Annotated in this window: 19 protein-coding genes and 5 pseudogenes; 12 read left to right on the top strand and 12 right to left on the bottom strand. The window is 64.3% G+C overall.

Features of this window, described 5'->3' with window-relative positions:
• Positions 1 to 406: 406 nt before the first annotated feature.
• Both NAM01S_RS10975 and NAM01S_RS10970 read left to right on the top strand, forming a co-directional pair.
• Positions 407 to 640 carry a hypothetical protein gene (locus NAM01S_RS10975; RefSeq protein WP_067783323.1) on the top strand — a complete coding sequence of 78 codons (234 nt, stop codon included), beginning with the start codon at positions 407 to 409 and terminating at the stop codon, positions 638 to 640.
• A gap of 236 nt (positions 641 to 876) precedes the next feature.
• A complete protein-coding gene (locus NAM01S_RS10970; RefSeq protein WP_157107694.1) occupies positions 877 to 1,695 on the top strand; it encodes a hypothetical protein in 819 nt (272 codons plus the stop codon).
• A 64-nt stretch (positions 1,696 to 1,759) separates the two neighbouring features.
• Here the strand turns inward: NAM01S_RS10970 and NAM01S_RS35695 are convergent, their stop codons facing one another.
• Complete coding sequence (locus NAM01S_RS35695) at positions 1,760 to 2,029, bottom strand: transposase (RefSeq protein WP_373862661.1); 270 nt, start codon at positions 2,027 to 2,029, stop codon at positions 1,760 to 1,762.
• 420 nt (positions 2,030 to 2,449) lie between these two features.
• Between NAM01S_RS35695 and NAM01S_RS10960 the strand changes: the two are divergent.
• Positions 2,450 to 3,671, top strand: a pseudogene (locus tag NAM01S_RS10960) (IS110 family RNA-guided transposase).
• Between the two features lie 21 nt (positions 3,672 to 3,692).
• On the opposite strand, the pseudogene NAM01S_RS33925 reads toward NAM01S_RS10960, so the two are convergent.
• A pseudogene (locus tag NAM01S_RS33925) lies at positions 3,693 to 4,039 on the bottom strand (transposase); the annotation flags it as partial.
• 546 nt (positions 4,040 to 4,585) lie between these two features.
• On the opposite strand from NAM01S_RS33925, the gene NAM01S_RS10955 reads away from it, so the two are divergent.
• Positions 4,586 to 5,677, top strand: coding sequence for a hypothetical protein (locus NAM01S_RS10955; protein ID WP_067783317.1), 1,092 nt, complete (start codon positions 4,586 to 4,588; stop codon positions 5,675 to 5,677).
• 256 nt (positions 5,678 to 5,933) lie between these two features.
• Positions 5,934 to 6,290 (top strand): hypothetical protein, encoded by a 357-nt coding sequence (locus tag NAM01S_RS10950; RefSeq protein ID WP_067783314.1) that lies wholly within the window; start codon positions 5,934 to 5,936, stop codon positions 6,288 to 6,290.
• Here the strand turns inward: NAM01S_RS10950 and NAM01S_RS10945 are convergent.
• The 4 genes and pseudogenes from NAM01S_RS10945 to NAM01S_RS10935 all read right to left on the bottom strand — a co-directional run bounded on the left by NAM01S_RS10945 (position 6,285) and on the right by NAM01S_RS10935 (position 11,965).
• On the bottom strand, positions 6,285 to 7,718 hold the full coding sequence (locus NAM01S_RS10945) for a helicase associated domain-containing protein (protein WP_067783311.1): 1,434 nt from the start codon (positions 7,716 to 7,718) through the stop codon (positions 6,285 to 6,287). The two genes, NAM01S_RS10950 and NAM01S_RS10945, sit on opposite strands and share 6 nt — an antisense overlap.
• Positions 7,719 to 7,817: 99 nt before the next feature.
• A pseudogene (locus NAM01S_RS36490) lies at positions 7,818 to 7,895 on the bottom strand (helicase associated domain-containing protein); the annotation flags it as partial.
• 4 nt (positions 7,896 to 7,899) lie between these two features.
• Positions 7,900 to 10,107 carry a DEAD/DEAH box helicase gene (locus tag NAM01S_RS10940; protein WP_157107693.1) on the bottom strand — a complete coding sequence of 736 codons (2,208 nt, stop codon included), beginning with the start codon at positions 10,105 to 10,107 and terminating at the stop codon, positions 7,900 to 7,902.
• Positions 10,108 to 10,954: 847 nt separating this feature from the next.
• A complete protein-coding gene (locus NAM01S_RS10935) occupies positions 10,955 to 11,965 on the bottom strand; it encodes a transposase (RefSeq protein ID WP_067783304.1) in 1,011 nt (336 codons plus the stop codon).
• 763 nt (positions 11,966 to 12,728) lie between these two features.
• On the opposite strand from NAM01S_RS10935, the gene NAM01S_RS10930 reads away from it, so the two are divergent.
• From NAM01S_RS10930 to NAM01S_RS10915, 4 genes are all read left to right on the top strand, one after another.
• Positions 12,729 to 13,748, top strand: a complete 1,020-nt coding sequence (locus NAM01S_RS10930) for a restriction endonuclease (protein WP_067783301.1) — start codon at positions 12,729 to 12,731, stop codon at positions 13,746 to 13,748.
• 462 nt (positions 13,749 to 14,210) lie between these two features.
• On the top strand, positions 14,211 to 15,146 hold the full coding sequence (locus tag NAM01S_RS10925; protein ID WP_067783299.1) for an AbiTii domain-containing protein: 936 nt from the start codon (positions 14,211 to 14,213) through the stop codon (positions 15,144 to 15,146).
• A gap of 2 nt (positions 15,147 to 15,148) precedes the next feature.
• Complete coding sequence (locus NAM01S_RS10920; RefSeq protein ID WP_067783296.1) at positions 15,149 to 16,087, top strand: AbiTii domain-containing protein; 939 nt, start codon at positions 15,149 to 15,151, stop codon at positions 16,085 to 16,087.
• Positions 16,088 to 16,118: 31 nt separating this feature from the next.
• Positions 16,119 to 16,865: an AbiTii domain-containing protein gene (locus NAM01S_RS10915; protein WP_067783293.1), complete on the top strand. Its 747-nt coding sequence runs from the start codon at positions 16,119 to 16,121 to the stop codon at positions 16,863 to 16,865.
• Positions 16,866 to 17,317: 452 nt separating this feature from the next.
• Here the strand turns inward: NAM01S_RS10915 and NAM01S_RS10910 are convergent.
• From NAM01S_RS10910 to NAM01S_RS10890, 5 genes and pseudogenes are all read right to left on the bottom strand, one after another.
• Positions 17,318 to 18,589, bottom strand: a pseudogene (locus NAM01S_RS10910) (molybdopterin-dependent oxidoreductase); the annotation flags it as partial.
• 184 nt (positions 18,590 to 18,773) lie between these two features.
• A complete protein-coding gene (locus NAM01S_RS10905) occupies positions 18,774 to 18,953 on the bottom strand; it encodes a hypothetical protein (protein WP_067783290.1) in 180 nt (59 codons plus the stop codon).
• 263 nt (positions 18,954 to 19,216) lie between these two features.
• Positions 19,217 to 19,651: a nuclear transport factor 2 family protein gene (locus NAM01S_RS10900; RefSeq protein WP_067783938.1), complete on the bottom strand. Its 435-nt coding sequence runs from the start codon at positions 19,649 to 19,651 to the stop codon at positions 19,217 to 19,219.
• Positions 19,652 to 19,765: 114 nt separating this feature from the next.
• Positions 19,766 to 20,875 (bottom strand): type III polyketide synthase, encoded by a 1,110-nt coding sequence (locus NAM01S_RS10895; RefSeq protein WP_253798829.1) that lies wholly within the window; start codon positions 20,873 to 20,875, stop codon positions 19,766 to 19,768.
• Positions 20,876 to 21,061: 186 nt separating this feature from the next.
• Positions 21,062 to 21,673 (bottom strand): phosphoribosylanthranilate isomerase, encoded by a 612-nt coding sequence (locus tag NAM01S_RS10890; RefSeq protein WP_067783936.1) that lies wholly within the window; start codon positions 21,671 to 21,673, stop codon positions 21,062 to 21,064.
• 497 nt (positions 21,674 to 22,170) lie between these two features.
• Here NAM01S_RS10890 and NAM01S_RS33915 point away from each other — a divergent pair.
• Positions 22,171 to 22,365: pseudogene (locus tag NAM01S_RS33915) on the top strand (MFS transporter); the annotation flags it as partial.
• A 564-nt stretch (positions 22,366 to 22,929) separates the two neighbouring features.
• Here the strand turns inward: NAM01S_RS33915 and NAM01S_RS10885 are convergent.
• Positions 22,930 to 23,337: a DUF6463 family protein gene (locus NAM01S_RS10885; RefSeq protein ID WP_067783285.1), complete on the bottom strand. Its 408-nt coding sequence runs from the start codon at positions 23,335 to 23,337 to the stop codon at positions 22,930 to 22,932.
• 324 nt (positions 23,338 to 23,661) lie between these two features.
• On the opposite strand from NAM01S_RS10885, the gene NAM01S_RS10880 reads away from it, so the two are divergent.
• Both NAM01S_RS10880 and NAM01S_RS10875 read left to right on the top strand, forming a co-directional pair.
• Positions 23,662 to 24,408, top strand: coding sequence for a metal-dependent hydrolase (locus NAM01S_RS10880; protein WP_253798782.1), 747 nt, complete (start codon positions 23,662 to 23,664; stop codon positions 24,406 to 24,408).
• Between the two features lie 559 nt (positions 24,409 to 24,967).
• The gene (locus NAM01S_RS10875) at positions 24,968 to 25,972 is read left to right on the top strand and encodes an SMP-30/gluconolactonase/LRE family protein (protein ID WP_253798784.1); all 1,005 of its coding nucleotides are present in this window, start codon (positions 24,968 to 24,970) and stop codon (positions 25,970 to 25,972) included.
• The last annotated feature ends 9 nt before the right edge of the window (positions 25,973 to 25,981 follow it).

Below are 25,981 nucleotides of genomic sequence, written 5' to 3'. Positions count from 1 at the left end.
GGTCCCCGCGGCCGCAGTCGATTAATCCGTGCTCCATACGGTAGATCACCCCGCGGTCGAGGAAACTGAGCCGCCGCCGTGTTTCGTCATCCGCGTCGGCCGAAACCTATGGTCATCGACCGGATCGAGTCGTTCACCGGGACCGGCCTGCGGCCCGGGTCGAGTACGGACCTCCTGGCCGACATCGTCGTGACCGCAACGGGTTTGGCGCTGCGGGTGTCGGCGGCATCGACCTCACGGTGGACAGTGAACCGCTCCGGGGGCGCCAAGCGCCTCGCCTGCAAGACGGCGATGCTGTCCGGCGTGCCAAACTTCGCTTTCATCATCGGCTGTCTGCGCGCGGACACTGAACGCAGATCTGGTGTGCGAGTATGTGGTTCGACTGCTGCAACTCCACGATCCAGGGATGATGCGGGACAACGCATTTTCCAAGCTCTACCTCGCCACGACCTACGTGCAGTCCGACGAACCTGAGCAAGCGGTCGGCGCCCTCATGGTCGCGGTCAGCTGGGCACAGCAGAACCGGTCCGTGCAACTGGCGGAGCGGATACAGACCGTCCGGGCTTCCATGACCCGGTGGCAGGGGGCTACGGCGATGGTCGAGTTGGATGGGGATCTGCGCGAGCAGCCGTGGACGTGAGGGCCGGAGAGTAGCGCCGATTCGAGTTGATGTCGTCATTGGGTCACGCATACGGATCTCTACAGCCCGACATCTCCCAGCCGTCGTTGACCTACGGCACCAAGATTTATCGAAAACAGTCTCGGCCGTTATATGCTCAAGGCATGCCGCGATATTACATCCAATACAAAGTGAAGACTCTCGTCGAGAATGCAGTGGGGGCTACTAGCGGCGAGCCATCTTTCACTGTCGGAAGCATGACCTTCACGCACTGGGATTTCACGAACGGCCACGGATGGAACGGAGACGCATGGCTCGCCGAGTGCGAGGTCGAGTCCGATACTGTCGATCAAGCCCTCGCTGAGTTTGAAGAGAACTTGAGTAAGGTTGTCTCGCGTGTGTCGCTAATCGGGCAGGCGTTCATCCAGTATCGATTGCAGCCATTCTTGGTTACGCGAGAAGATCGCGACGTTGCCTACTTCTCCTGTCCAGTTGACCTCGGCTCGGTCGGCCTGATGTTCGAGAAGAACGAGAAGAAGGCTCTCGACCTTCTCTTGGGTAGCAGTCGGGTGCGTGAGGAGTTCTTCTTGTATTGGAATGATGCGGTCAACGCGACGGGCTACTCGTCGAAACTGCTGCTCATGTTTGCGGCAGTGGATGCCCTGATAAAGCGTCCCGATGGCACCAGGGATACTGCACTTCGGCCGACCATTCTCGGTCAGAATCTGAAAGGCAAGATTTACGATCGGACTACCGGCCTTCGCAATCGACTTGTCCATGGCGAGTACTTGTCGCCGACTGATGCCGACAACTACGTCGAATTGATCCACAAGAAGATAATCGAGTACTTCAATAACGTGATTTTCCAGGACAAGCTCATTGAGGAAGGTGTGGTGCAACCGCAGCGGCACTTCCTACACAACTACGGGATTGTTGGCCGCTGGATTAGGCGGAGTGATGACGCCTGGCCACTCACGCTGAAGAAGGCGCTCGAAGACTACGAGGCAGCCGGAGCCGATCGCCTCCCGCAGAACTATAAGTCGGTTGATGACGCGGAAGCTCGCAAAGATTTCTGATCCTACCGGTAATGCACGCTGCGAAGTTCACTAGGCGAGATGACGTAAATACTACTTAGAGCTCCTATCTTGTTCGGTTGCTAAGTCGTCGCCAGCAGATCAGTGCTGCGGCGAGGTCGAGGAATCCGTGGTGGATGTCGGTGCGTCGTTCCCATCGGATGGCCAGCCGCCGGTACTGGTGCAGCAGGGCAAAGGTCTGCTCGACGATCCAGCGGCCGGCGGTGACCTTGTCGCGGGTGCCGCGGCGGGCGATGTAGCCGGTGATATGTCGTTGCCGCAGTGCGGAATACACGCTGGGATAGTCGTATCCCTTGTCCGCGATCAGGGTGGTGATCCGGCGGCGGGGTTGCCCCGGCCGCCCGCGCAGGGGTCGGACTCGGTGATATCGGCCGCGGACAGCGCGACCGCGAGCGGGAATCCGTTCGCGCAGGTCAGGATGTGGTGCTTGGACCCGGTCTTGGCGCGGTCGACCGGGCTTGGTCCTGTCGCGGCGCCCCTAATGAGATGTAGCGGGTGCGCCGACGCGGCAGACTCGCTGCCGGTAGCGGCTGGCGGGTGAGCACCTGCTTGGGCCCCCAGGACCTCGAGTCCTGAAAAAGATCGTGCCCCCGCCGGTCGACCGGGAGGATGGATCGCTGATGGGATGTCGTGCCCGCCGAGGTCGGCGTGAGCACTGTTTCATTAGGGTGCCGAGAGTTCTCCCGAACGCTACCTGTGTCACGACATTGGTTGAGGGAAAGGAGAATTGACGTCGATGTTCGTCGGAGACAACTGGGCTCAGGATCACCACGACATCGAGTTGATGAACCCTGCGGGTGAGCGCTTGGCCAGAGCTCGACTGCCAGAAGGCGTGGACGGGATCGCCCGGTTTCATGCCATGGTGGCCGAGCATCTCGGCACCGATTCCGACATCGCCGAGGTGATGATCGGGATCGAAACCGACCGCGGCCCGTGGGTGGTGGCGCTGATCGCCGCCGGCTATTCGGTGATCGCGGTCAATCCGTTGCAGGCGGCCCGCTATCGAGAGCGGCATTCGGTCTCCGGCGCGAAGAGTGACCCGGCCGACGCGCACGTGCTGGCCGATATGGTGCGCATCGACTCCCACCAGCTGCGGCCGGTCGCGCCCGACAAGCGCCCAGGTCGAGGCATTGAAAGTGGTTGCACGAGCACATAAGACACTGATATGGGAACGTACTCGCCATGTCCAGCGGCTGCGGCACGCGCTGCTCGAGTACTTCCCCGCCGCCTTGGAGGCCTTCGACGATCTCACCGCGTCCGACGCCCTGGAACTGCTCGGCAAGGCACCGGATCCCGTGTTTGCGGCGCGGTTGTCGCTCAACCAGATCCGCGCCGCTCTCAAACGTGCTCGCCGTCGCGATGTCGAGGTCAAAGCCGCTCGGATCCAGACCGTACTGCGCAGCGAACATCTGCGTCGTGACTCGGTGATCGACACCGCCTACGCGGCCACCACACGAGCGTCGGTCAGTGTGCTGATCACCCTGCGTGAACAGATCAGCGCACTGAAAGGTCAGGTGGAGGTGCATTTTGATCGGCACCCGGACGCTGAGATTGTCTTATCCCAACCCGGGCTGGGCGTGGTCCTCGGCGCCCGGGGGCTCGCCGAATTCGGAGACGCCCCCAACCGCTATGCCTCGGCAAAGGCCCGCAAGAACTACGCTGGCACCAGCCCGATCACCCGGGCCTCGGGTAAGAAGAAAGTCGTCGCGGCCCGGTTCGTGCACAACGACCGGCTCATAGATGCCCTGCTCCGGCAGGCGTTCAGCGCCTTGACCGTCTCACCCGGCGCCCGCGCCTACTACGACAAACATCGAGCCCGCGGTCTCGAACACCAAGCCGCGCTGCGCCAGCTCGCCAACCGCCTCGTCGGCATCCTCCACGGCTGCCTCCAGACCCGAGCCGTCTACGACGAGGCTGTGGCGTGGTCCCTGCGAGACGAGAACGCCACTGCCGCTTGACCTTCTAGCCCCTGGGATGTCTTTTTTGGCTCGTACCGAGGCTGCGTCGATCACCGCTCGCGACCAGTCGATCAAGCCGCGGCTGCCCAGCTCATCCAGCACAGTCTGGTGTAGTCGGCGCCACAGACCCGCCTCGGTCCACGCAGTGAATCGGCGATGCGCGGTCGGCACGGTGACCCTGAACGATGGCGGCAGCATCCGCCACGCGCAGCCGCTGGTCAGCACGAAAACCACCGCAGTGAACACCGCCCGCTCGTCGGTTGGGGCGGTGCCGCGCCCTGTGGACGCGGAGTGAACCTTGGTAGCAACGGCTCGATTAGCTCCCACAGTTCGTCCGGCACAAGGCGCTTCGACAACTCATCGGTCACGAGTCGAACATCATGCGGCACAACGGATCACGACACGCCGCAAAGAGTCAGAACCACGTAAGACATCGTCTTAGGTTCTTTGAGCCCGGAGCAAATCTATCGAAAATGACGGCGGGCGGACTCCTGAGCTGAGTGCGAAATGCGATGGTACGATCCGGTATTCAAGAATCCGCCGATTATCTTGGCCTACTAAAATCTGCCGTCGATAAACGGAATGCAGTTGCGCACGAGATCGAGTTCATCGAGCGGTGCATCCCCGACCCTGGTGCGGGCGTAAGAGCTGCGCCGTACCAGCTGAGTGCCGAGGGCGACGGCGAGATGTCGTCGTAGACTTTGGACGCCGTCGATCCCGCGGAGGCACACGACATCCACAGCGGGGTCGACGAAGAGTCCCGAGCGGCACTGCCACGGACTACGGGAGCGCGAATCGCGGGTCGTCGCGCCGACGAAACAGGGTTCGGGATTTGGATTTCGTCGATCCGACGTCTGCGTTGTACCCTGGAGCCCTTGCCTTCAGACGGTGAGGTCACGGAAGCAGACCCGCCCATGTCGTTGAACCCCGGTCAGCCTGCCGCGACGGACCCCGGCTTGTTCTCCATTCCGATGGGGCCGGAGCGTCGAAAGGTCGTTCAGAAGTACCGCGCGTTGGCCGAAGCGATCGGCCGCACGTGGGAGGCGACGGTCAGAAGTAACGTCGCTCTGCACCCAGGAAGCCGGTTCGAAATCGATTGCGAGCAGGTCGTGATCGACGCGGCCAGCGCGCTGGTCATCGCCCGCACCATCGACCAGCAATTCGAGAGTCTCCTGGCTCCGAACGATCAAGACGCCTACAAGAAGTTCCGCGACGACGACACGGATGGTCGAATCGTGCGAGGGCTGACGCTGATTCGCAATGCCGACACCCACGCGGATTCGGTGATCGAGATGGATTCGAATCGTGTGGTCGGTGGCAGGGGCGGTTGGCGGGTCTTCCCGGTCTGGAAGGAGCATGCCGATCTGCCCGCCGAGATCCAGAATCTGTCCGGTACTGCGCGCGGCGTGCATAGACGTTACCGAGACTGGGTCGGGGGACGACTGGTGGTGGAGACATTGCTGGACGTCATGCGCTTCTTCGATCGCTGCGATCCGTCATTGACGCGCCGTTCCGAATCGGGAGACCTCCAGGGCTTTCCGCTCGTCGACTTGGGAGCGCGGGGCTATGACTGTCTCCACCCGTACTGGCTGCGGGAAAACGAGCTCAGCGAGCAGTTGTTGGATCGCTTCATGAGCAGGGCGCCGACCGGGCTCGGCCGTCGGATCCACCGGGCGGTACCCCACGCCGATACAACCTTGTTCATGGGCGTTACGGAGCTGGGCCGCCACGGGATGTCGTTCATCGAATCGGCCGAGCAGGTGGCGCGCGATATCGCGGGCGGGTACGTCTACACCGCAACGACGAAGGACGGCGACATTGTTGTGACGCACCGCGACGGCGTGCTGATGCTGGAGGCCAACGCACTTGCCGAGGTCGAGCTGACCGCGAGCGGCGACAAAGAGGCACTCGCACAAGATGGCACCGACGATCACATCCGCGCCTCCTGGGAGGCGCAGATGTCTGACGCTTTCTGGTACCGCGAGCATCGACGCCCGGTTGCCTGAGCAGCATCGGTGCCAGTCGATCGGGCCAGATATCCCTTCGCAGGCACTAGCCGACGGGATTCTTCGTAGCTCTACGATCGGTGGCACGTGGTAATCGGAGAAAGGTGGGTTGCGGCAGCGGATTTGGAAACGCTGATCGCACAGGCCTGGAGTCCGGAAGTGCCCGCTGGCCGAGGAGGCGTGGCGTTGCCACAACGCCGGCGCGATTCGCGCGAGCATCGCGGCGACCTGGTGAGCGGTTGGCGCGAACATCATCGTGAAGCTGATTCGGCTCGCCGATGAGGGCGATAAGAGCGCCGAAGTGTTCCGCCAGGAAGTCACCGCAGCGCAGGACATGGGTCTGACCCCCGACGGGGTACGCGCCATGCAGAAGATCGAAGCCAAGCTGGTCGACAAAGCTGTGGAGTTCGAACTGGTCGACACCATCGGCAAACGGGAACTCGACCGAATTCGAGAGGACCGTCACCTCTGCGCCCACCTCTCGCTGCGCGCCGAAGGCGAGGTCTACGACCCGCGGCCCGAAGTTGCTCGCGGCCACTTGGCGATCGCGTTGTCCTTTCTGCTGATTCATCCGCCGCCCACACAGGGCCGCAATATGTTCGCGTTCTCATAGATCCCTGAGAGGGTTCCATGTCCAGCCGGGTACGCTCTTCAAACGTTCCTGGCGAGTGGGCGATAAATTACCCTTCGAGTGTGCACGGCGTTGCACGCCGACCCATTGACCGAGCCTGAAGCCGTCGGCCGATCTGAATGCGTCCGGTACGCGTGCGTGCCCGTGGTGCTGAGCGAATTCGACGAGGTGCGCGAAGCCTTCCTCCCACTGATCAGCGAGCAGGCTCCAGCTCCAGCCCGGCAGGGCTTGCAAGCGATGTTGCCTCTCCTGAGACAGGGTGCCGTGGACTTGGTTGCGGCGTTGGACCTTGCACCATTGCCCGAGTCGGTAGTCGTGCTGGTCTACGACGTAGGCGACCGGCACTCGAGCGTGGCCATGTTCCTCGACGTACGCGGTCAGCCGTTCGAAGCCTTGCTCCCACTGATCGGCCATCGGATCCCAATTCCAACCGGGCAGAGCTTCCAGCCGGGTCCGCTGTTCATCATTCAGGGTTCCCTTCGTCTTGCGGCCCCGTTGAGTAGTGACCCACACGCCGAGCCGGTGACCGGACTGATCGACATACGACTGCGGAACACGAGCGTGCCCGTGCGCCTGAACGAACGCGGCCAGGTGAGCGAAGCTCTCCTCCCATTGATCTGCAGCTGGATCCCAGGTCCAAGCCGGGAGCGTTTCGAGCTGTTGAACTCGGTTCTGCGGCAGCAGGCTCTTCGCGTATTGGGCGCGCTGCTGCCCGACCCACTGTCCCAGCTTGTGTCCGTCGACAACTTGCGATCTCGGAACTCGGGTGTGGCCATGCTCCTGGGCGAAGGCTTCGAGCAAGCGGAACTTCATATCCCACTGCTCGGCATAGGGGTCCCATGACCAGCCCGGAAGAGCAGCCAGCCGTTCGCTCTGGCTCACGGAGAGATTGCCGGAGGCACATTTGTCACGTTGCTTGGCGACCCAACTGCCGAGTTCGCGGCCTTTGAACCGGAACCTTGCGGGTACACGAGAGTGGCTGTGATCGGCAACGAACACGGTCAGCAGATCGAACCACTCCTCCCATGGGTCGGCGCTGGCCCAGCCGGGCAGGGCTTGGAGTCGTTCGGCTCGGCTGGCGGCGAGCTTGCCTGTGCGGAGGTAGTGGCGCTGGTTGTTGAGCCAGCTTCCGAGCTTGTGCTTGTCGATGGTGTAGGTCTGCGGGACTCGTGCGTGACCGTGAGTTTCGACGTAAGTCGTGAGCAATGTAAAGAACTTCTCCCACTGGTCGTTGTCGGGATTCCACGACCACTGCGGTAGTTCCTGCAGCCGGGCCGCCCGGTCGGCGGAGAGCAGGCCCGCGGCGTACTTGCTGCGCTGGCCTTGGGCCCAGGTCCCCAAGTTGAGGCCGCCAATGATGTCGTTTCGCGTAACTCGGGCATGCCCGTGCTCTTCGACGAAGGTGACCATGCGGAGAAAGTTCTTCTCCCATTGATCATCGCGGGGGGCCCAACTCCAGCCTGGCAGGTCACGAAGGCGTGACTCTCGATCGGGTGCACCGCTGCCGTCGAGGTAGTTGCGTCGTTGAATCGTGACCCATCTACCAAGCGGGTACCCGTCGTCGGTGACGTAGGACTGTGGTACCAGGGCGTCACCGAAGTTCTCGATGTAAGCGCCCAGTTTGGCGAAGCCTTCTTCCCATTGAGCGGTGAGCGCGTCCCAGATCCAGCCTGGGACCTCGTCGAGACGTTCTCGTCGGGCGGGGGGCAAGACGTCTTTTGGCGTGCTTGTGTCGTTGACCAGCGACCCAGGCGCCGAGAGCGAATCCGTTGATCTTGTGGGCCGCGGGCACGAGCGCGTGGCCCTCCTGCTCGATGAACTGTTCGAGGAGCCCGAGCCAGAACTCCCACGTGGTCGTCGTCTTCTCGACGAGCCGGACGTTGAAGGCATCTGCGAAGTCCTGGGTGACAGCGGCGGGCAGATCGACAACGATCTTGTCGGGAAGCTGCACATGTCCCGCGCCGCCTCGCCGACCGAGCTGATAGCGGATCTGGTCGAGGGATTCAGCCAGGAGGTCGTCGTGAGCGCGTAGTGCTTGAATGACAGCCCACACCGGTTGGAAGCTCGAGTCGGCGAGCGCTGCTTCGGGATCCTGTCCGGTATCGACGAAGACAGGGATCACGATGGTGCCGATGCTCTTGTCATCACTACGTCGGATCGCTCGCCCGACTGCCTGCACAATGTCGACTTCGGACTGGCGGGGGTCGATGAACGCGACTCCGTCGAGCGCGGGCACGTCTACACCCTCGTTGAGGCATCGCGCGTTCGTCAGCAGTCCGCGATCACATCCGTCGAGATTGGCAAGATTCTGGAGCAACACGCGCCGTTTGCCAGCCGACATCTCGCCTGAGGTGTGTTGTGCCCACAGGGTTCCGTCGGGGCGCTGGTCTCGAGGCATCCAGTCGATCACTGCGGGGAGTTCCGTGGCGAACTGCCTGGCGCGATTAACTCTTGAGTGGAAGCTGATGGTCCGGCGCAAGTTGTAGCGGCGCATCGCTCTTGCCAAACCGACCTGGCCGGCGAGGGTGCGCGCATCGGTGATCTTGACGCCATCGGTGGTCACGAGCCTGCCGTGTCGGGCCCACTCGCCGTAGGTTTGATCGTCGACACCGACAACGACCACTCGATAGTCGGTGAGCAGTCCACCCGTGATGGCCTCGTCGAACCGGAGCTCGTGGAATACCGGCCCGAATTTCGTCGGATCGTCCATCGAGGCGGTCTCGAAGTCCGCATGTTGTACGTCTTTGATCAGTTCGCCGGTGAAGTAGCGGGGTGTCGCGGTCATGAACAAGCGACGACGCGCCTCGATGAATTCGGGGTTGAGAACAGCGCTGAACTCGCTGGTGGTTCTTCCGGCGCAGCGGTGCGCCTCATCTGCGATCACCAGGTCGAACGCTGGAACTCTTCCGAGTCTGAACGCGGCTGAGACCTGTGGCGAGGACTGATAGGTGGCGATCACGACCCGATGACCCGGCTTCCGCAGAAATTCCGCGATCTGCGCGGGATCGGTGGTGACCGGAAAACCGAGGTCGCTGGTGGTTGCCGCCACAGAATCCCGGTCCGCGACAGTCTGGTCCGAGCAGACCGGAAGGAATTCGAACCCGGTCGTGGTGTTGGCCGTCCACTCGCGCAGAGTTTGAGACAGCAATGCCAGCGATGGAACCAATACCAGGGTCCGCTCGGCTGCGAGCGCTTCCCGGATGAACAATGCGGTGAGTGTCTTGCCAGTCCCACACGGAATGATCAGCTGGCCACGGTCTGTTCCAGAGGCGAACCTCTCGACCACCTCATCGATTGCGGTCTGCTGGTGCGAGCGCGGCTTCTTCGGCCTCACCGGCCGAGCGACCAGCTGCGAGGGCGACTCGGGCCAATCGACGGGGGAGGCCTCGAGGTCGCCGCGGAGCAGGACCGCCGAGGGCTTGTCCTGAGCCTCGATCGTGCGTTTGGCCGTGGCCCCGATCCGGTCAGTCGTAGCGATGAGGAGGCGGAAAGCGAACTCCGGACGCGCGGACTCCGAGAGGAAGCTGTCGACATCGCGTTTGGTGATCGTCGTGCTCTCCGCGTAAGCCTTGGCCTGGACCGCCCACAGTCTGTCCTGTCTGTCCAGCACCACCAGGTCGATGCCTGCGTCTGCGCCCCACCGGCCTGGCCAGTCGTTCCACAGCCACACCTGGCGGACCTCACTGGCGTAGACCGGGTCGTGAGCAAGGAACCATCGACAGATGAGCTCGAACTGCCGACCACGACGAACAGTGTCCTCCGTGTCCAGGCGGCTCATCAGCTCGGACAATGTTGCCACGCAGCAGATCCTTCTCTCCGAGAGCACGAGTGCCCCTTACGCTCTCGGCAGGTTAGCGTCAAGGTCCGACACACGCCTATCTCACCGCCGTGGCTCCGGCAACGAGTGAAGAAGGCGACGTGGTGGCACAGGGAGCGCGACCCAAGGGGGAGGCCGCCCAGCACGCGATGGAGGGCGCCGGCCGCATAGCACTGGTTGCCGCGCTCAGGCGTCAAGACGACCCGGTCTGGGCGTGCTGTGGCGACAAAGCGCGTATTCCGAAATCCTGGCATGGCGACGATCGTGTCGACTGACGCCGTCGTCTGAGCCTCAGCGGGGCATATCTTGGAATTACGCGACCCGGTCACGCGGATCGGCGCCGGTCCGGCGCCTGCGAGGCGGCGCTTCCCCGGTGACCGGCTCGTAGTGGTCCATCGTCGAAATGAGGACGCCCTCGCCCTCGGTGATGTTCGGCAGTACCTGGAGCAGGCTCGATAGACAACTCGACGGGAGTGGCTACGCTGGTGAATCCTGACGCCGGTTATCGGTGAATTCTGGCGTTGGTCGGCGAGCCCGAGATCCGTTGGTATTGGTGAAATCTGACGCCATCGGCGAGCGTGTCCGGCTGTCTGGATGTGTCTGGTGAACGCACCATAATCAGCGTAAGGCGTTTTGTGTCAAGCACTTCGGTCGGTGCCGCGTGGCCTGTCGTCGTCCCGGCATAGCGGTAGTGGGGTTGGTGCCCGGCAGCGTGTAATCGGGTTGTATGACGACAGGTCGGGGCTGCCCCGTGATTATCGGCGAGATCACCGGGGGTGTCTCGATGCCGCGTGGGGCTCGCCCCGACCGTTGGCTCGATCGGACGCCGTTAGGCGGCGTTCGAGATCATGGCGGATTCCGTTGTGGTGGTGCCGTGGGTGGCGATGTGCGGGTTCCAGGGTTGGCGGGTGGTGACGACGGCGTGGAGTTGGCGCAGGATCGCCGCGGCGATCACGGCCTGAGCTTGGGTGGGAGTGAGCGGGTTGGTTTCTCGGGTGGTCAGATGCTGGTAGCGGGCGGCATAAACGGGGTTGGCGCGTTGGGTGCCCCAGACTCCGCGCCAGGCAGCCAACCGCAGTCCGGGGCGCCCGGCTCCGGTGAGCCGGGCGCGGCCGGTGAAGGCACCGGATTTCTTCTCCCTGGGCGCAAGACCGGCGTGTTTGACTACCGCCCGGGCGGTGAGGAACCGTGCAGGGTCGCCGGTTTCGGCCAGGATCGCTGCGGCCCCCACCGCGGACAGCCCAACGATCGAGGTGACCAGCTCGATGAGCCGGAGCTCGTCGAGCACGCCAACCAGGCGGGATTCGGTGTCGGCTAAGCGTCGCTTGGCCTCGGCCCAGTCTTCGAGCAGCAGGTGCACCCGTTCCAGCGCGCCGCGCCGGTGGGCGAGTACTCCGGACGGATCATCCAGTGCTGCAAAGAGTTTCCTGGTGATCCGAAAGCACGGTCGCTTCGCACCGCAGCGGGTGACCTCGCGGACGAGACGCTCGAGCCGGTCTCGGCCCAACCGGCGAGTGCGGGCGAAGTCGCCGCCGTCGCGGCCGCAGATCACCCGCAACGCTGCCATCCAAGTCCGGGATTTGAACGGCTGCTGGGCGGCCTCGAGCGCGGCCGGCCACACGCACTCGAGCAGGGCTCGGATCTGCTGGACCTGGGCGACCAGCACGACCAGCAGTCGTTCGCGGCGGGCACCCAGATGCCGCAGCCGACCCCAGGTTTCATCGACCGGCTCGGGCGCATAGCAGCGCAATTGCGCGGTCAATCGCGCGATCAGCACCGCGTCTTTCTCGTCGGTTTTGTCCGTGGTGAGGTCCTCGGCACGGCGTGACCAGGCGGTCATCACTGGCTACACGCACACGAACAACATGTTCCGGTCGGCGGCCAACTCCTCCGAGCACCCACCACCGATGCCCGGTCGGCTCGCACGCCACCCTCGCCCCGGTGAATCCCGCTGCCCCAGCACGGGCTGCGGCCCAGTCCAAAGCGATCCCCACATCCCAGGCACGGCAGCGGAATGTCTTGCGGGCAAGCACTTTCGAGTCGTGGTCGCAGACCACGACCATCTGTTTGCGGTCGGCCAGATCGATCCCGACGATCGCATTGCCGGGCGGCACCAACGCCCGCAGCCTGCTCAGACGCATGTTGCGGTTGCGATCACCCCGGGACACACCGCTACCGTTACTCATGGAACGTCCTCCTGCTCTTTGCGATAGGACATCAAGCCCGACAAGCGCATCAGGAGGACGTTCCCCACGTCCAGGAAACCGACGCACTAAACGTCTTTCTATGCCGATTTCAGGTTGTGTCAGCTGCACTCACGCCAAGACGTCAGTCAGGCGGGCGACACGCCGGATACGACGGAAGAAGGAGATCCCAGGTCTGGGGCAGCGCAGATTCGAGGTTGCTCTCTCGCCAAGCGGAACCCGGGTAGAGCAGATACCGTGTCGCGCTTCGGCCAGCCACCACACCGAGGCGAGCACCACACCCGTCGGTGGCGGCAGTAGCCCCGGTGATGCCCGGTCTGCGGGTCGCGCAGAGAATTAAGCGGTGCATTCACACAGACAGACCCGGTCGTCGGGGATCGATGTCGGGCGGGGCGGGCGATGAGCAAGGCAAGCGAGGCAGTAGCAGCCGCTGGCGGCTGGAGGGCATGGTTCGGTGCTGCCCACACGCTTCCGTCGAGCGCGACGAAGGAAGAGAAGGCAAACCGGGGCCGAGAGTTCGAAGCAGCGCTCATCGAGATGTTCACCGAAGCTGATCTAGCTCCGCGATCGAGCTATCGACCGCTAGGAGAGGAGATCGACGGTTCGATTTGGTTAGACGGGCGGACATATCTGTTCGAAGCGAAATGGACCACCGCAGTCCATCCGGCCTCAAGCCTCTACCAGTTCAAAGGCAAGGTCGAAGGCAAACTCACCGGCACGATCGGCCTGTTCTTCAGCATGAGCGGTTACAGCACCGACGCCGTCGAGGCCTTGGTCGCGGGTAAAGAGCTGAACATAGTGCTTTTCGACGGCGCTGACGTGGGACTCGTGGTCGAAGGCCAGATCGATATCGCGAAGGCGATTCGCTGGAAGCTTCGCGCCGCAGCGGAATCCGGCACCCCATACCTGCCACTGAACGATCTCTTGAGGAGTGCGCGCCTCGGGACGACGGTCGGGCTCCCGCCGCGCACAGTCTTCGTCGAAGGGCGATTCGACGAGTTGGTTTTCGAGTATTGGCGCGACGTCCGGAACGCCGTGCAGCCAGTTCAACTTATGGCTACTGCTGGGCCCGGGAACATGGCACGCATGATCGACGCGGTACTCCAGATAGCCGGGGAAGACATGCCGTTTACCGCCATCCTCGAGGAAGACCCGGCCGGACGCCGATCAGGTCGGGAGGTTCAAGAGCTCGTCGATCAGACCAACGCCGCGGGTGGTCGCGCCCAGCTGCTGTGGATCCCAGGATCGTTGGAAGAGTGCATGGGACTCAATGATTCCGGCGGCCGCCCGAGCTGGCGGTTGCGTCGTGATCGACTTGTCCAACGCCTGGAACAGGTCGACCTCGACGAGCGAGTCAGGCTTCATCCCGAACTGGCGCCCGTACTCGACGCCGTGGGGATTCCGGTGCCGAGGCCCTAGTCCTCCAAGTTGAAGCCCTGCTCGGGCGCCGCGGCGCGGTCATCCTGCTGCTGGACTCGGGCAGTCAGTCCTGGCGCGCCAGATCGCGGGCCTGTGTGCCCGCGCGAAGTCGCCGTCACCTCCAGCGAGGTTCGCATCGGCGCCCAACCGCTGCTTCGTCTGCCTGCCAACGGAAACCCGCAAACATGTGCTGTCGCGGTGTTCGAGCGCTGGCAGCTGGTCCTGGCCCACGCTCCCGACCCGTTCAGGCACCTGCGCCTGGAAACCCTGCTCGCCGACCCGACAGCACCGAACTCGATGATGCTGGACCACAGCGCGCACCGGCCGCCCTCTGCTCGACGACCTGCTCGACCGCTTCGACCACATCGCGGCGGACTTGGGAATTCGGTAGCTAGGTCGCGACCGCCCCGTGCCCGCTGGCGTCGCCGTCGATCGATGCGGGTTATGTCGGAGGTGTCTGCCATGCTGGTCACCATGGCGGATGCAGATCTGCTTCGAGACCTCCGTGCGCGAGTCCTCGATGAAAACGAGCCCCTCGCGGGGTTGCTGCGCACATGCCTGGCGCTGGGCGCGATCACGAGGTCCACGGAGCTACGATATTGGGCGACTCAGGAATTGAAGGGCTACGGCCCCGACGAGAAGGTTCCGGACTACCGCGAATTGTCCCTTCCGCTGTTCGTCGATTCGACCAGCGGCAATACATTCTTACAGGGGCAGAACATCGCGAGATTGGCCGCACCGCCGGATGCGCAGGAGTTCATCCCGGAAACCATCGCGTTCCGGCAACCGGTCGAAGACCTCGCGGCCATGAACGGCAGCCATCGAATCGGGTTTGCCGGACTGAGCTTCGCGGCCTCCGTCTGGAACAAGAGGCTGCCGTTCGCACAGGAGATCGTCCAGCTCTACTATATGACCTCCGACTCGACCGTGCCCGGCCTGCTCGGCACAATCCGCACGACCCTGCTGGAGATGGTGCTCGACATGACCCAAGACCTCCCTCTCGATCAGCTGCCGACACGCAACCAGGTCGACGCGGCGGTACAGGTCCACGTCCACGGGGGAACCCATGAGCAGTACAACGTCGAGGTCGGCACCAACCACGGTGTGATCGGGCAAGGCACCGGGTCGACACAAGCTCAGCACAACGGCACCGACTCGACTCCGGAGGCGGCCCTTGCGGCGATCCGGGCGGCGCTGGCAGAAATCGACGATCCCGACGATCGCGCCGTCCTCGCCCAATCGGTCGACGACTTCGAAGAAGCTGTCGCTCACGGTGATCCGGAGACGACGCGTCGCCGGGGCGGGATGCTGAGCCGGTTGGCCGCCGGCATCGGGAACGTGGCGCTCACCGCCACCGTAAGCGAAGGCGTTCAAGCAGCGCTAGGAGCGCTCACCTAGCGATGTCTACCAGTTACGTGATGGAGAATCTCCGGCGGCGTGTGATCGACGAGTCCGAACCCTTGGCCGGGCTCTTGCGCACGTGCCTGCTACTCGGCGCCGAAACCGGCTCGGATGCCCTGCGCGCCTGGGCAAGTGCCGAACTGCACGGTTACGACGCGCAGGACGAGGTGCCGAAATATCGGCGGCTCCAGATGTCGTTGACGGTCGACGGCTGGATCGGCGCCATGCCCAGGCACGGATACTCCGTCGCGGTGTGGCACCTCCACCAGGAAGACCGCGAGAGGCTCCAGGCGATGAAGGTCCTACAGTCCGTCGAGGAACTGGAGAGCTTGGCAACGTCGACCAAGCCTCTCCAGCACCGCCATGATGGCTTGTTGGTGGCGGCCAGAAGAGCTGAAGGCATTCCCTTCACACGAGTCGAGCAAGCGTATTGTCTGACCTCGCCTGCGGCAATGGCGGGGATTGTCGGAAAGATCCGGACGACACTGGTGGAGATGGTGGCTGACATGACGAGAGACGTTCCCTTCGACGGGCTGCCCCCTCGCAACCAGGTCGATTCCGCGGTTCAAGTAAACCTGCACGGCTCCCAGGATCAGTACCACATCAAGGTCGGTACTAACTCCGGCGTCATCGGCCAGGGCCCCGGTTCTTCGCAGACGCAGCACGTGACGAACACCGGCCAGGAGCTGGCCGATCTGCTCGAGCAACTGCGAACCGCGGTCGCCGAGATCGGTGATGACGACGATCGTGCCGACGCCGCACGGACCGTCGACGACTTCGAAGAAGCAGTGCGCCAGGATAATCCGGAGCCCGAAGCGGTCCGCAGCCGCTGGCGAGCCCTCCAACGTATGGGCGCTGTGTTCGGTGGTGCGCTCGGTGGCGCCGTAGCTTCCGAGACGGCCTCCGCGGTGGTCGGCGCGATCGCCTCGGCGATGTGACGCGTCGCCGAAGAGGGTGGGGTGACCTGGGATGGTGGCCGATGCCGAACTGCTCCGCAATCTTCGAGAGCGAGTTCTCGACGAGAGCGAATCCTTAGCGGGACTTCTGCGCACGTGCCTGGCGCTCGGAGCGGTCACCAGGTCCGAGGTGCTACGTTCGTGGGCATCGAGCGAGCTCAAGGGATACGAGGGCCGTGCCGAGGTCCCGGACTACCGGAAACTCCGGCTACCGCTCTACCTCGATTCCATGTCCATCTCCCAGGTCTACGTGCCGGGGCAGTCAGTCTCCCGGTACATGGCCCCGGCCGACGCCCAGGATCTCATCCCCGAATTGGTGTCGTTCAGGGCACCGATCGAGGATCTCGCTGGCATGGCAGACAGCAAGGAAACGCACCAGATTCGGTTGGAGAGCCTCAAGTTCGCTGCGTCGCGGTGGAACGGCGCGCGGAAGGATGGCGACCCCTGGATCGCCGATCTCTACTACAAGGTTTCGTCGGCATCCCTGGCAGGCGTGCTCAGCGTTGTCCGGACCACCCTCGTCGAGATGGTGATGGACATGGCCAAGGACGTGCCGCTCGACCAGCTACCCACTCGGCGACAAGCCGACGCGGCCGTTCACGTGTATGTGAACGGCTCACGCGATGAGTACCACGTGAACGTCGAGAACAATACTGGTGTCATCGGTCAAGGCCCAGCCGGCACGCAGGCCCAACACGCGCTCTCCCACTCAGGCGAACCATGGCAGCAACGATGGCGGAGCTGGTTCAGGCGACCGTGACGCGCACACGTACAACGTCGACGCCTTTAAAAGTGTTGTGCTAGAGCAAGATAGGGTGCCGCACCGCCGATCAGGCTGCCGAAAGCAACCAGAAGTCTCAACCGGTGCGCCGCAGACCCTGATGGCCGGCGACCCGCCTTGACCGAACCACCCTGCCCCCTAGCGCAAGGCCAGCCTACCTCGGTTCCACGCATTGTGGCTTGGTCCGCCGCAAGCTTCGTGATCTGCGAATTCGGTTGTGCTGCATTGTATATCGGCAGTCACACGGAAGGAACGGAGAAGGCGATGATTTGGTCGGAACGCGACAAGACGGTAGGCAAAGCCATGAAGAGCTGGGGAGCGAAGCTGCGCATGACCGTGTGCGCGCCCGTCTTCACCGCTGGCAGCGGTCGCGATCATCTTGGTCGCGCTGATCTATCGGCTTGCTGGGTGCAATCCGCACCATTATCGAGTGTGCGGTCGGTGACGTACATGTCCACGGCCACATAGAAATCCAGCGAGTCCAGCGCCGCGTCCAACCGTCCGCGCTGCGGGGTCGACAGCACCGGGTTGCCCGCGTAGGTGATCATCGCCCGAATGCGCCCGCGGCCCTCGGTCAGGATCTCGTCCGCCAATGCCGCCACCGGCAACTCCGAACGAAACGACTTGTAGGCCCCCGACCGATCCGTCCACGCCCCGTATGCCATCGGCAGGTATTTCGCGTACCGTGCGGCATCGATCGGCGGGGTCGCGAACATCTGCCCGCCGGGCCGGTCCAGATTCCCGGTGACGGCGTTGATCGTGTTGACAAGCCAATGCGTGAGCGTGCCCGTCACCTGCTGACACACCCCGATCCGCGCGTACAACACCGCCGACGGCGCCGCCGCGTGCTCACGCGCCAACCGGCGAATCGTCTCGGCGTCCACCCCGGCGTGCGGCGCCATCGCCTCCGGCGTCACCCCGGCCACCAGGGCATGCAATTCCGGCCACCCCGAGCACTGCGCGCGGACCGAGACCTGATCGCACAAACCCTCGGTGACCAGCACGTGCAGCATGCCGAGCAGCAGATACACATCACCGCCGGGCGCCACGGCCACGTGCTCGTCGGCCAGCCGCGCGGTCTCGGTGCGCCGCGGGTCGATCACCACGACCGTGCCGCCGCGTTTGCGCACCTCCCTGATGCGCAGCTTCGCCCCGGGCATGGTGGTGATCGACCCGTTGGACACCGCCGGGTTCGCGCCGAGGATCACCAGCCGGTCGGTGCGGTCGATGTCGGTGACCGGCATCAGCACGTTCGACCCGAACATCCGCCACGCGGCGAATTCCTGCGGAAACTGATCGATCGAGGACGCGGTGTAGAAGTTGCGGGTCAACAGCACCGCGCGCAGCAGTGCGCCGTAGAGCACGGACGAGCTGTGCGCCGCCGGATTGCCCAGATACATGCCGATCGCGCTGGGCCCGTGTTCGGCGCGCACCGCTCGCAACCGCCGCCCGATCTCGGCGAACGCCTCGTCCCAGCCGATCGGCTCGAACGACTCACCCACCCGGCGCACCGGGGCGCGCAGACGGTCCGGGTCGTGGTGCAATCCGCCCATCGCCGTCGCCTTCGGGCAGATGTAGCCCTTCGACAGCACGTCTTCGGGATTTCCCTCGATCCGCGTGACCCGCTCGTTCTCGACGGTCACCAGGATTCCGCAGTGGGCTTCGCACAACGTGCACTGCCGGGCAATGGTGGTAGCGCTCATGGGTTTTCGACACCTTCCGCCGGTCGCTGGACCCAGGCTACCGCGCAACCCCGCCGCCGTAGATCCACTTACGGTCGGAATTCGGTCTCCCGCTCGAGTCGGATCGATGGTTCGCGGACCGGCACACAAGGCGAGACCTGGCTACCCGCGCAGCCAGGTCTCGGGTTTCCCGTCGCGGCGGGACTCAGATGCAGAAGCTCAGGGACACCGATCCCAAGGGGATGTTCAGGCAGATCACCACCGGACCCAGCGCCGGGGTGGTCTCTGGTCGCGGCGCGGCCGACGCGGTCGGAGCGGCGAGGGCACAGACGGACAGGGGGATCACAATCGCCGCGAGCGCCGCGGCGGCCTTCTTGGCGAGCATTTCGACGGTCCTTTGCTGAGAGACGACAACGAACAACAACCCCGACTCCCTATCGATCGTGCGCCGCGACAGCGGCGGGGGACAAGGCCTACCCGCACATCGCCCGGTCACCGGGGGATTGTTATCCGAGAAAGATACTCACGGTTGCGTGTGTCGGATTTTCGCAAGCCCCGGCCTTGTTGCAGAGCGTGTTTCAGACCGGAAGCCGTGAATTACGCTTCGGCGCGAGCTCCGAACCGAATCGCCCAGCGGGAATCCCCGACTCAGTCCTCCCGCGCCGCGCCCGGCGGGGGACCGATCGGCTCGAGCACGCGCTGCACCAATGCGGTGTTGCAGTACTCGACGACCTCGACGAGCCGCCCCTCGGCCACACGAAAGATCATGCAGTACGTCTGCTCATACGCCGCACCGCGGTTGGTGACACCATGGCCGCGAGCCTGCACCACGACACGATCACCGTCGCCGACAATACTGTCCGCCTCCAGCCGATAGCTGCTGAACTGCGCCATCAACGGCCGCAACATCTCCCGCAACACAACCGATTTCGGCGCCCACCTGCCCGCCCACGACCAGTCACCGGGAAAGATCCACGCGAAATCATCGGCCATCGCCTCACCCAGCGCACGCATATCGCCGCGAGCCATCCGATCGAAGATGCCCCGCACCAGTTCCTTGTTCGCGTTCTCCACCGTCGTCATGATCGTCACCGTACGCCTGGCACAGCGTGAGGAACACCGATCCGCCTACGCCACAAGCATTTCCGAACCACGGATCGCGAGTGAGACCCACAGACGTTCAGCACCGAATCACGATCACCGGCCGACGACGTCGAAAAGGAATCCCTCGATCGTGACGCCCGGCGCGAACGAGAACGCCACACCCGTGGAGATCGACTTGCCCGCCACTGCCGCACCGGCGATCCGTTCGAGCACGAAGATCAACGAGACGCTCGACATGTTTCCGTATTCGGCGAGCACTTCCCAGCTCGTCGACGCGGCTTCCGGCGCAAGGCCGAGCGATCGCGCGGATTCGAGCAAGATCTTCGGCCCGCCAGGATGGATCGCCCACACATCGATGTCCGACTGCCGTAGTCCATTGCGACGCAGCACATCTCCGATGACGGGAGCGACACCGTCGTAGATGTACCGAGGCACGTTCTCGGACAACTCGCAGCTGATCCCGTCGTGGTTGACGCCCACCGCGATGCCGTCCTCGGTCCCCTCGAACAGGTGAGTGAACTGGTCCCGAACAACGATAGTCCCGGCTTCCGCCCGCTCCGCCCCTCGCCGCGCCCCGATGACCACCGCGCCGCACCCGTCACCGAACAGACTGTGGGCCACCGCGTCACCGACGTCTTCGACGGGAACAGCATGCACCGAATTGAGCTCGATGCACACGACCATCGCCTTCCTGCCCGGATTGGCCCGCACGAAGTCCGAGGCGGTGCGAATTCCATTCATCGCTGCCGCGCAGCCCATGAAGTTGACAACCAAACGAGCGATCGACCGAGGCAGTCCGAGGTTTTCGACGACCGCCACATCGACTCCGGGCGCGATGACGCCGGTGCTCGTGGCGAACACGAGAAGTCCGAGATCGGAGGGGTCGACACCGGCGAGCGCGCGCCGCGCCACATCGGTCACCAGTGGAACGGCGTGGCGGTAGAACAGCCGCATGCGATCCTCAATCGTCACCGCGTCGGCGCCGGGCGCGTGCAGTTCAGGATCCAGCGGGTCGACCGCGAACCGGCGGGTGTCGATCATGGTCTTGCCGAAGATGCGCCTGACCCTGGTTTGCTGCTCGAGATCGGTGAATTGCCCAGCCATCCAGTCCGCCGCGACGGATTGGTCGAGGACCAGACTTGGCGCACCAGTCGCTATCGCTTCGATAACGGGCACCGTCGTCGGCGGCGCCGACAGCGTCATGTGCCTGCGCGTGTGCGCAGCCGTGCGGGTGAGCTGGTCGAGAACTATGGACATAGAGGCGGTTCTTCCTTGCTCGAGCGGTGGGGGATACGTACTCCCATCGTCAGTGAGCAAATGTCCGGCAAATAGGCACCCAAGGGGTGTGCGGACCCCCACCCCGGTGTTGCCCAGAGCCCGTCGGCGCGGTCAAGCCTCGCTTGTGCCGCGCGCCGCGGCGATGAAGTCACGGACCTTCCGCGGATCCTTCACGCCCGGGCTCGCCTCCACACCGCTCGACACATCGACGCCCCACGGCCGAACAGCGCGAATCGCCTCGACGACGTTGTCGGGACTCAGCCCACCCGCGAGCATCCACTTGCCCTCGGGTCTACGTGCCTCGAGCTCCGAGAGATCCCACCGCTCACCGGACCCCGGCTTCGGCGCGTCGAGCAGAAGCGCCTCCTCGCCGAATGCGCCGATCGTGAGGTCGGGGTCGGCCTTCAGCGATGTCGCCCGCCACACTCGCGGCACAGTCGCCAACGCGTCGGTGAAGTCGTCGCGCGTGTACGCACCGTGCAACTGCAACACCGCCACACCGAGCTTCGCGGCGGTCTCCGCAGCCTCCACCGCGGACATGTCGTTGACCACGAGAACCGTGTCCACCCGGCCACCGGCCGCCGCGACGATCTCGGCAGCGGCACCGAACTCCAGCCGCCGAGGGCTGGTCCGGTTCATCACCACACCGATCGCGTCGGCGCCGGCCGCGATCGCGGCTGCCGCCGCGGCAACTGAGGTCAGTCCGCAGATCTTCACATACACGGGAACGAACCTACCGCGCGCCGCGAAACGATGCCGCCGCTCGTTGCGGAACACGGCCGAGATCGCCGCTCCCAGACCTGGCAGTGCTGATGTGGGATGACACCGAGTGCGGTGCGGCCGATTCTCGTCGCAGCAGCAGGCCATCAGGGGTAAGGCACCGAGGTAACGCCGAAACCGTCCACATCGCCACTGAAGGAGCGCCATTTTGGGCACCGGTGCCGACAGAAAGGTCCAACTCCACCCTCGTGCTCGTGGTTGCCATCACCAACGTGTAGAGGGTGATGGCGGTCTGGATTCCGGTGATCGGGTGCCGATGTCCTGGGCGACGGTGGCCATCGATACGTTCATGACGGAGCTGTCGAGCGTCATCAAGAACTGGCCCGAGGCCAGCAACCACCGAGCAGGTCGCCAGCAGGCTCGGCTCGAGACCTGTTCGGCGAGTTGGGTCTTCAGCGCGGCCAGGCGACTCCGAGGTCCACACCGTGGCGGCGGCTCGGGGCGGCTGGGTGGGCACCATTCTCGGCCGACGCCGGACTTTCGGGTTCGGCCTCGTGATCTACGGCGCGGGCTCGTTCATCACCGGGCTGGCACCGAACCTCCCGACCCTCCTCCTGGGGTGGTCGCTGCTGGAAGGCATCGGCGCCGCCCTGATCATGCCCGCGATCGTCGCCCTCGTCGCCGGGAATTTCCCTCACTCAGTTGGCGGAAGCTCTCGACAGCGCCGGAGTCGGCGACACCACAGGCGACGCCATCCTCGCGGCCAACTCCGCCGCCCGTCTCGAGGCTCTACAGGTGGCATTCGCCGTGACCGCCCTGCTCGCGATCGCCACACTCTTCGGCACCGGCCTGCTACCTCGCCGACCCGTTGGCCCACCGGACACGAAGGTCCCTGGAACGTCAGGTCGGGGATGAATAAGGTTGTCCAGCAAAGCCTTTCGTCACAGTGACGTTTTGAGGGTTGGCCCGCGTAACCCGGCAACCACAATGCGGGGAAGTGGACCGAGCTCGAATCTTGGCCGAACACTAGCGATTCGGACAGAAACCGCCGATCGCCGGAAAATTTCCGACCATGAAGTGTGCAGCCAAGGGGACAGCGCTTCGACGTTCCGTACACAGCGCCCGAACCATCTGGTTCGAGCGTCGTCGAAGCATTCCTGGCCAGCCGATACGGCGCTACAACATGCAAACAAGCGCTGGCACAGCCAGATTCAACCCCTTCCAGCCACGCGGTTCCTGCGCCGATAATCGACATTATGTCAAGTAGAGGCGAGCTCACCCTCCTCCGCGAGACGGCGCGCGGCACGTCGGGAACCGACCAGCGATAGACCGGCGGCGACCAACAGGACCACCAAGGGCGATGGGCCGCCGACTGCGACGGTAACCAACGTCCATCCGGCCACGATCCACGCGACGAACGCCGGTGGCGTGATGCCCCGGCGGACCAGCCACAGCACCAGCAAGCCGATTACCAAAAATGGCACGCCGAAGCTGAACACGGTGTACCACAGCGCGGCCTCGGCGTAGTTCATCGCGGTGGCGTCCGCCTTCCATCCCTCGCCGTCGGACCACGCCTCGGCGTGATCCGGGGCCGCCTCGACGAGAGCACCCGCCGTGTGCCCGATTCCCGGAAACAACACGATGAGCCAGCCGGCCCACTTGATCATGCGAACTCCCTCTCTCGCGCGCGGTGCCGTGCGGCTCCGCCTCGCCTTCTCCGGCGACTGCGGTCGCGCGACAGGGCTTTCAGTTCGCCGCGCCGACCGCATCCCCTTACTTATATACGGCTGCGTATAGCGATGAGGCTAGCCGCGATATACGGTGCCGTATAGATGGAACGGCATGAGAGGAGTCACACCGGTAGGCGGCCGAACGGTCATGCCAGGACGAGGGTGCCGAACGGTACTTCGAGCCAGAGATCGTCTCCCCCAGGATGATTCGTGAGCCACGCCCCACGGTTGACATAATCCGCCAGGCTGGGATTATGTCGAATGGTCGGCTGTTCAACTAATCTCGAAGTAGTGCTTGGACATTCACATGCGACCAGCGGCGCGTTCGCTTGGTCGGTGGCGGCGGCGACGCTGCCTCTCGCGGCGTTGACCTATCCGGTACTGCAGAGCGGTGAGGCTCGATTGGGGCCGGTGGACGTCGTTCTCGGCGTCTTTCTCACCGCGGGCGCGGCGCTGCTCCCCGATGCCGATCACCCCAAGGGAACGATCGCGCATGTGCTCGGACCGCTCTCCTATTTCCTCTGCAAGGTCATATCGACGATTGCCGGCGGACACCGGCAAGCCACGCATTCCTTCGCGTTCGTGATCGCGGCCGCGTACGGCACATGGGCCGGAATGCATTGGATCGGCCGGGGATTCACGCTCGCGCTGGTGTTCTTCCTGCTGGCGTTGGCGGTGCGCGCCCTGCACCTGTACCCGCCGGGCGACGGAATCCGCTCTTGGGGCACCATCGTCGTTCTCGCCACGGCGGGCACCTTCGCAATGGACCATTGGATCAGCGATCGACCCGCCTGGCTGCCGTTCTGCGTCGGCCTCGGCGCCTTCGCCCATCTCATCGGCGACTGCCTCACCGACCGCGGCTGCCGCCTCTTCTGGCCCTTCAAGCTGCGCACCTGCCTGCCGATCATCGAACGGACCGGCAACAAGGTCGAAACCTGGATCCTCACACCACTTTTCGCCGTCGCCACCCTCGGCGTGCTGTGGCACGTCTTCACCACGACTCCGTAGCGGACAGGGGTGGGCTGCTCAAAACGACCCACCCCTCCCCCGTCTGTGCGTCTTTGATCGTTAGGTCGTGAGCCGTAGCGCGGCACCAAATGGATTGGCAGATAGTTGAATACGCATATCTGAATAGCAGAATTCCCAACTGATCCTCGAGGGTGAAGTACGTCGCTCGAGCCCGCTCGACAACTGGGCCGAAGCGCTCCGGCGACCCGCCCGAAGGCAGCTGCGCGACGCCACCGCTCCCCCCAGCGCCCTCGGCACCGAACTTTCGCCGCGCGCTTCCCCGCGAAAGGTTGTACCACTCCCCGCCCCACCAACTCCAGCAGTGCCGCGGACGAGGCGGAAAACAGCTGAGCCGATTGCGGACTCGCACGGGCGATCGCCCAGCACTCCCCGCCACATCTCGCGCCTGCCCCGTCCTTGCTTCGCCCGGCTTGCCGGGCGTTGGGTTTAGGCCGACGGTGAGAAACATGGTTAGATGCGCATATCTACATAGCGGGATGTTCTATCGCATCGCCTCGGTTTCCGCCGAGAGCGACCCGCCCACGGATACGCTGACCGCATGCTCGCAGGCTGGACCATGCAACCGCACCGCTGGACACCCCCACCCGCCCCGGATCGGGCCCGCGCGAAGCGCAGTTCTCCCCCACTGCCGCCGGTCACCCGCATCGAACTCCCCGGCGAGGCACCCGAGGACGTGGTGCGCACGCCGGACGGGAAGGTGATCGCGGGGCTGGCGAACGGTGCGATCGTGAGCGTCGACCCCGTCGACAGGTCGGTGCGGGAACTGGCGAACACCGGCGGCCGCCCGCTCGGGCTGCACGCCGACGCCGACGGCTCCCTGCTGATCTGCGATTTCGCGCGCGGCCTGCTGCGCTTGGACCCGGACGGCACGTTGGAGGTGCTTGTCGACGAGGTGGACGGCGAGCGACTCGCCTTCGCCAGCAACGTTGTTCGCGATATCGACGGCACCATCTACTTCTCCGCGTCCTCGGCCCGTTACCCGCTGGACCAGTGGATGGGCGACCTGCTCGAGCATTCGGGCACCGGTCGCCTGTTCCGGCGCGACCCTTCCGGCAAGGTCGAAACCCTCGTCGACGGACTGCAATTCGCCAACGGCGTGGTGCTCGCCCCCGATCGTTCCTGCGTGCTGGTGGCCGAGACCGGCGCGTATCGGGTGACCCGCTACTGGCTGACCGGGCCGCGAGCAGGCACGCACGATCGGCTGATCGAGAATCTGCCCGGCTTCCCGGACAATATGGCGCTGGGCAGTGACGGCCTGGTCTGGATCACGCTGCCAGCGCCGCGGGATGCGTTGCTCGACCGTCTACTCCCCCTCCCCGGCGTGCTGCGCCGTGTGGTGTGGTCGCTGCCCGACTGGGCGCGTCCGAAGCCGCCGAGGACGGTGTGGGTGCTCGCGGTCGATTTCGAGGGCACGGTCGTGCACGATTTGCAGACCGAGGGCACGGACTACTCGATGGTCACCGGGATGGTCGAGCACGAAGGCACGCTGTATCTGGGCAGTTTGACCGAGTCGGCGATCGCCATAACGAGCCTGCCCCGCTGACCCTTCCAC

The organism is Nocardia amikacinitolerans NBRC 108937 (assembly GCF_001612615.1).
Classification (GTDB): domain Bacteria; phylum Actinomycetota; class Actinomycetes; order Mycobacteriales; family Mycobacteriaceae; genus Nocardia; species Nocardia amikacinitolerans.
The sequence above is the reverse complement of the archived record's forward strand: the minus strand, read 5'-3'. Positions and strand labels throughout refer to the sequence as shown.

What these genes read in the sequence shown, in the direction of transcription:
- NAM01S_RS10875 (WP_253798784.1), top strand. Translation starts at nt 24,968, where the DNA reads ATGCTCGCAGGCTGGACCATGCAACCGCACCGCTGGACACCCCCACCC.
- NAM01S_RS10895 (WP_253798829.1), bottom strand. Translation starts at nt 20,875, where the DNA reads ATGACGCTGTCGGCGCCGCCGACGACGGTGCCCGTTATCGAAGCGATA.
- NAM01S_RS10945 (WP_067783311.1), bottom strand. Translation starts at nt 7,718, where the DNA reads ATGGTCACCTTCGTCGAAGAGCACGGGCATGCCCGAGTTACGCGAAAC.
- NAM01S_RS10905 (WP_067783290.1), bottom strand. Translation starts at nt 18,953, where the DNA reads ATGCTCGCCAAGAAGGCCGCCGCGGCGCTCGCGGCGATTGTGATCCCC.
- NAM01S_RS10900 (WP_067783938.1), bottom strand. Translation starts at nt 19,651, where the DNA reads ATGACGACGGTGGAGAACGCGAACAAGGAACTGGTGCGGGGCATCTTC.
- NAM01S_RS10935 (WP_067783304.1), bottom strand. Translation starts at nt 11,965, where the DNA reads ATGACCGCCTGGTCACGCCGTGCCGAGGACCTCACCACGGACAAAACC.
- NAM01S_RS10955 (WP_067783317.1), top strand. Translation starts at nt 4,586, where the DNA reads ATGTCGTTGAACCCCGGTCAGCCTGCCGCGACGGACCCCGGCTTGTTC.
- NAM01S_RS10880 (WP_253798782.1), top strand. Translation starts at nt 23,662, where the DNA reads ATGGTCGGCTGTTCAACTAATCTCGAAGTAGTGCTTGGACATTCACAT.
- NAM01S_RS10920 (WP_067783296.1), top strand. Translation starts at nt 15,149, where the DNA reads ATGTCTACCAGTTACGTGATGGAGAATCTCCGGCGGCGTGTGATCGAC.
- NAM01S_RS10915 (WP_067783293.1), top strand. Translation starts at nt 16,119, where the DNA reads ATGGTGGCCGATGCCGAACTGCTCCGCAATCTTCGAGAGCGAGTTCTC.
- NAM01S_RS10975 (WP_067783323.1), top strand. Translation starts at nt 407, where the DNA reads ATGATGCGGGACAACGCATTTTCCAAGCTCTACCTCGCCACGACCTAC.
- NAM01S_RS10885 (WP_067783285.1), bottom strand. Translation starts at nt 23,337, where the DNA reads ATGATCAAGTGGGCCGGCTGGCTCATCGTGTTGTTTCCGGGAATCGGG.
- NAM01S_RS10970 (WP_157107694.1), top strand. Translation starts at nt 877, where the DNA reads ATGACCTTCACGCACTGGGATTTCACGAACGGCCACGGATGGAACGGA.
- NAM01S_RS10925 (WP_067783299.1), top strand. Translation starts at nt 14,211, where the DNA reads ATGCTGGTCACCATGGCGGATGCAGATCTGCTTCGAGACCTCCGTGCG.
- NAM01S_RS10930 (WP_067783301.1), top strand. Translation starts at nt 12,729, where the DNA reads ATGAGCAAGGCAAGCGAGGCAGTAGCAGCCGCTGGCGGCTGGAGGGCA.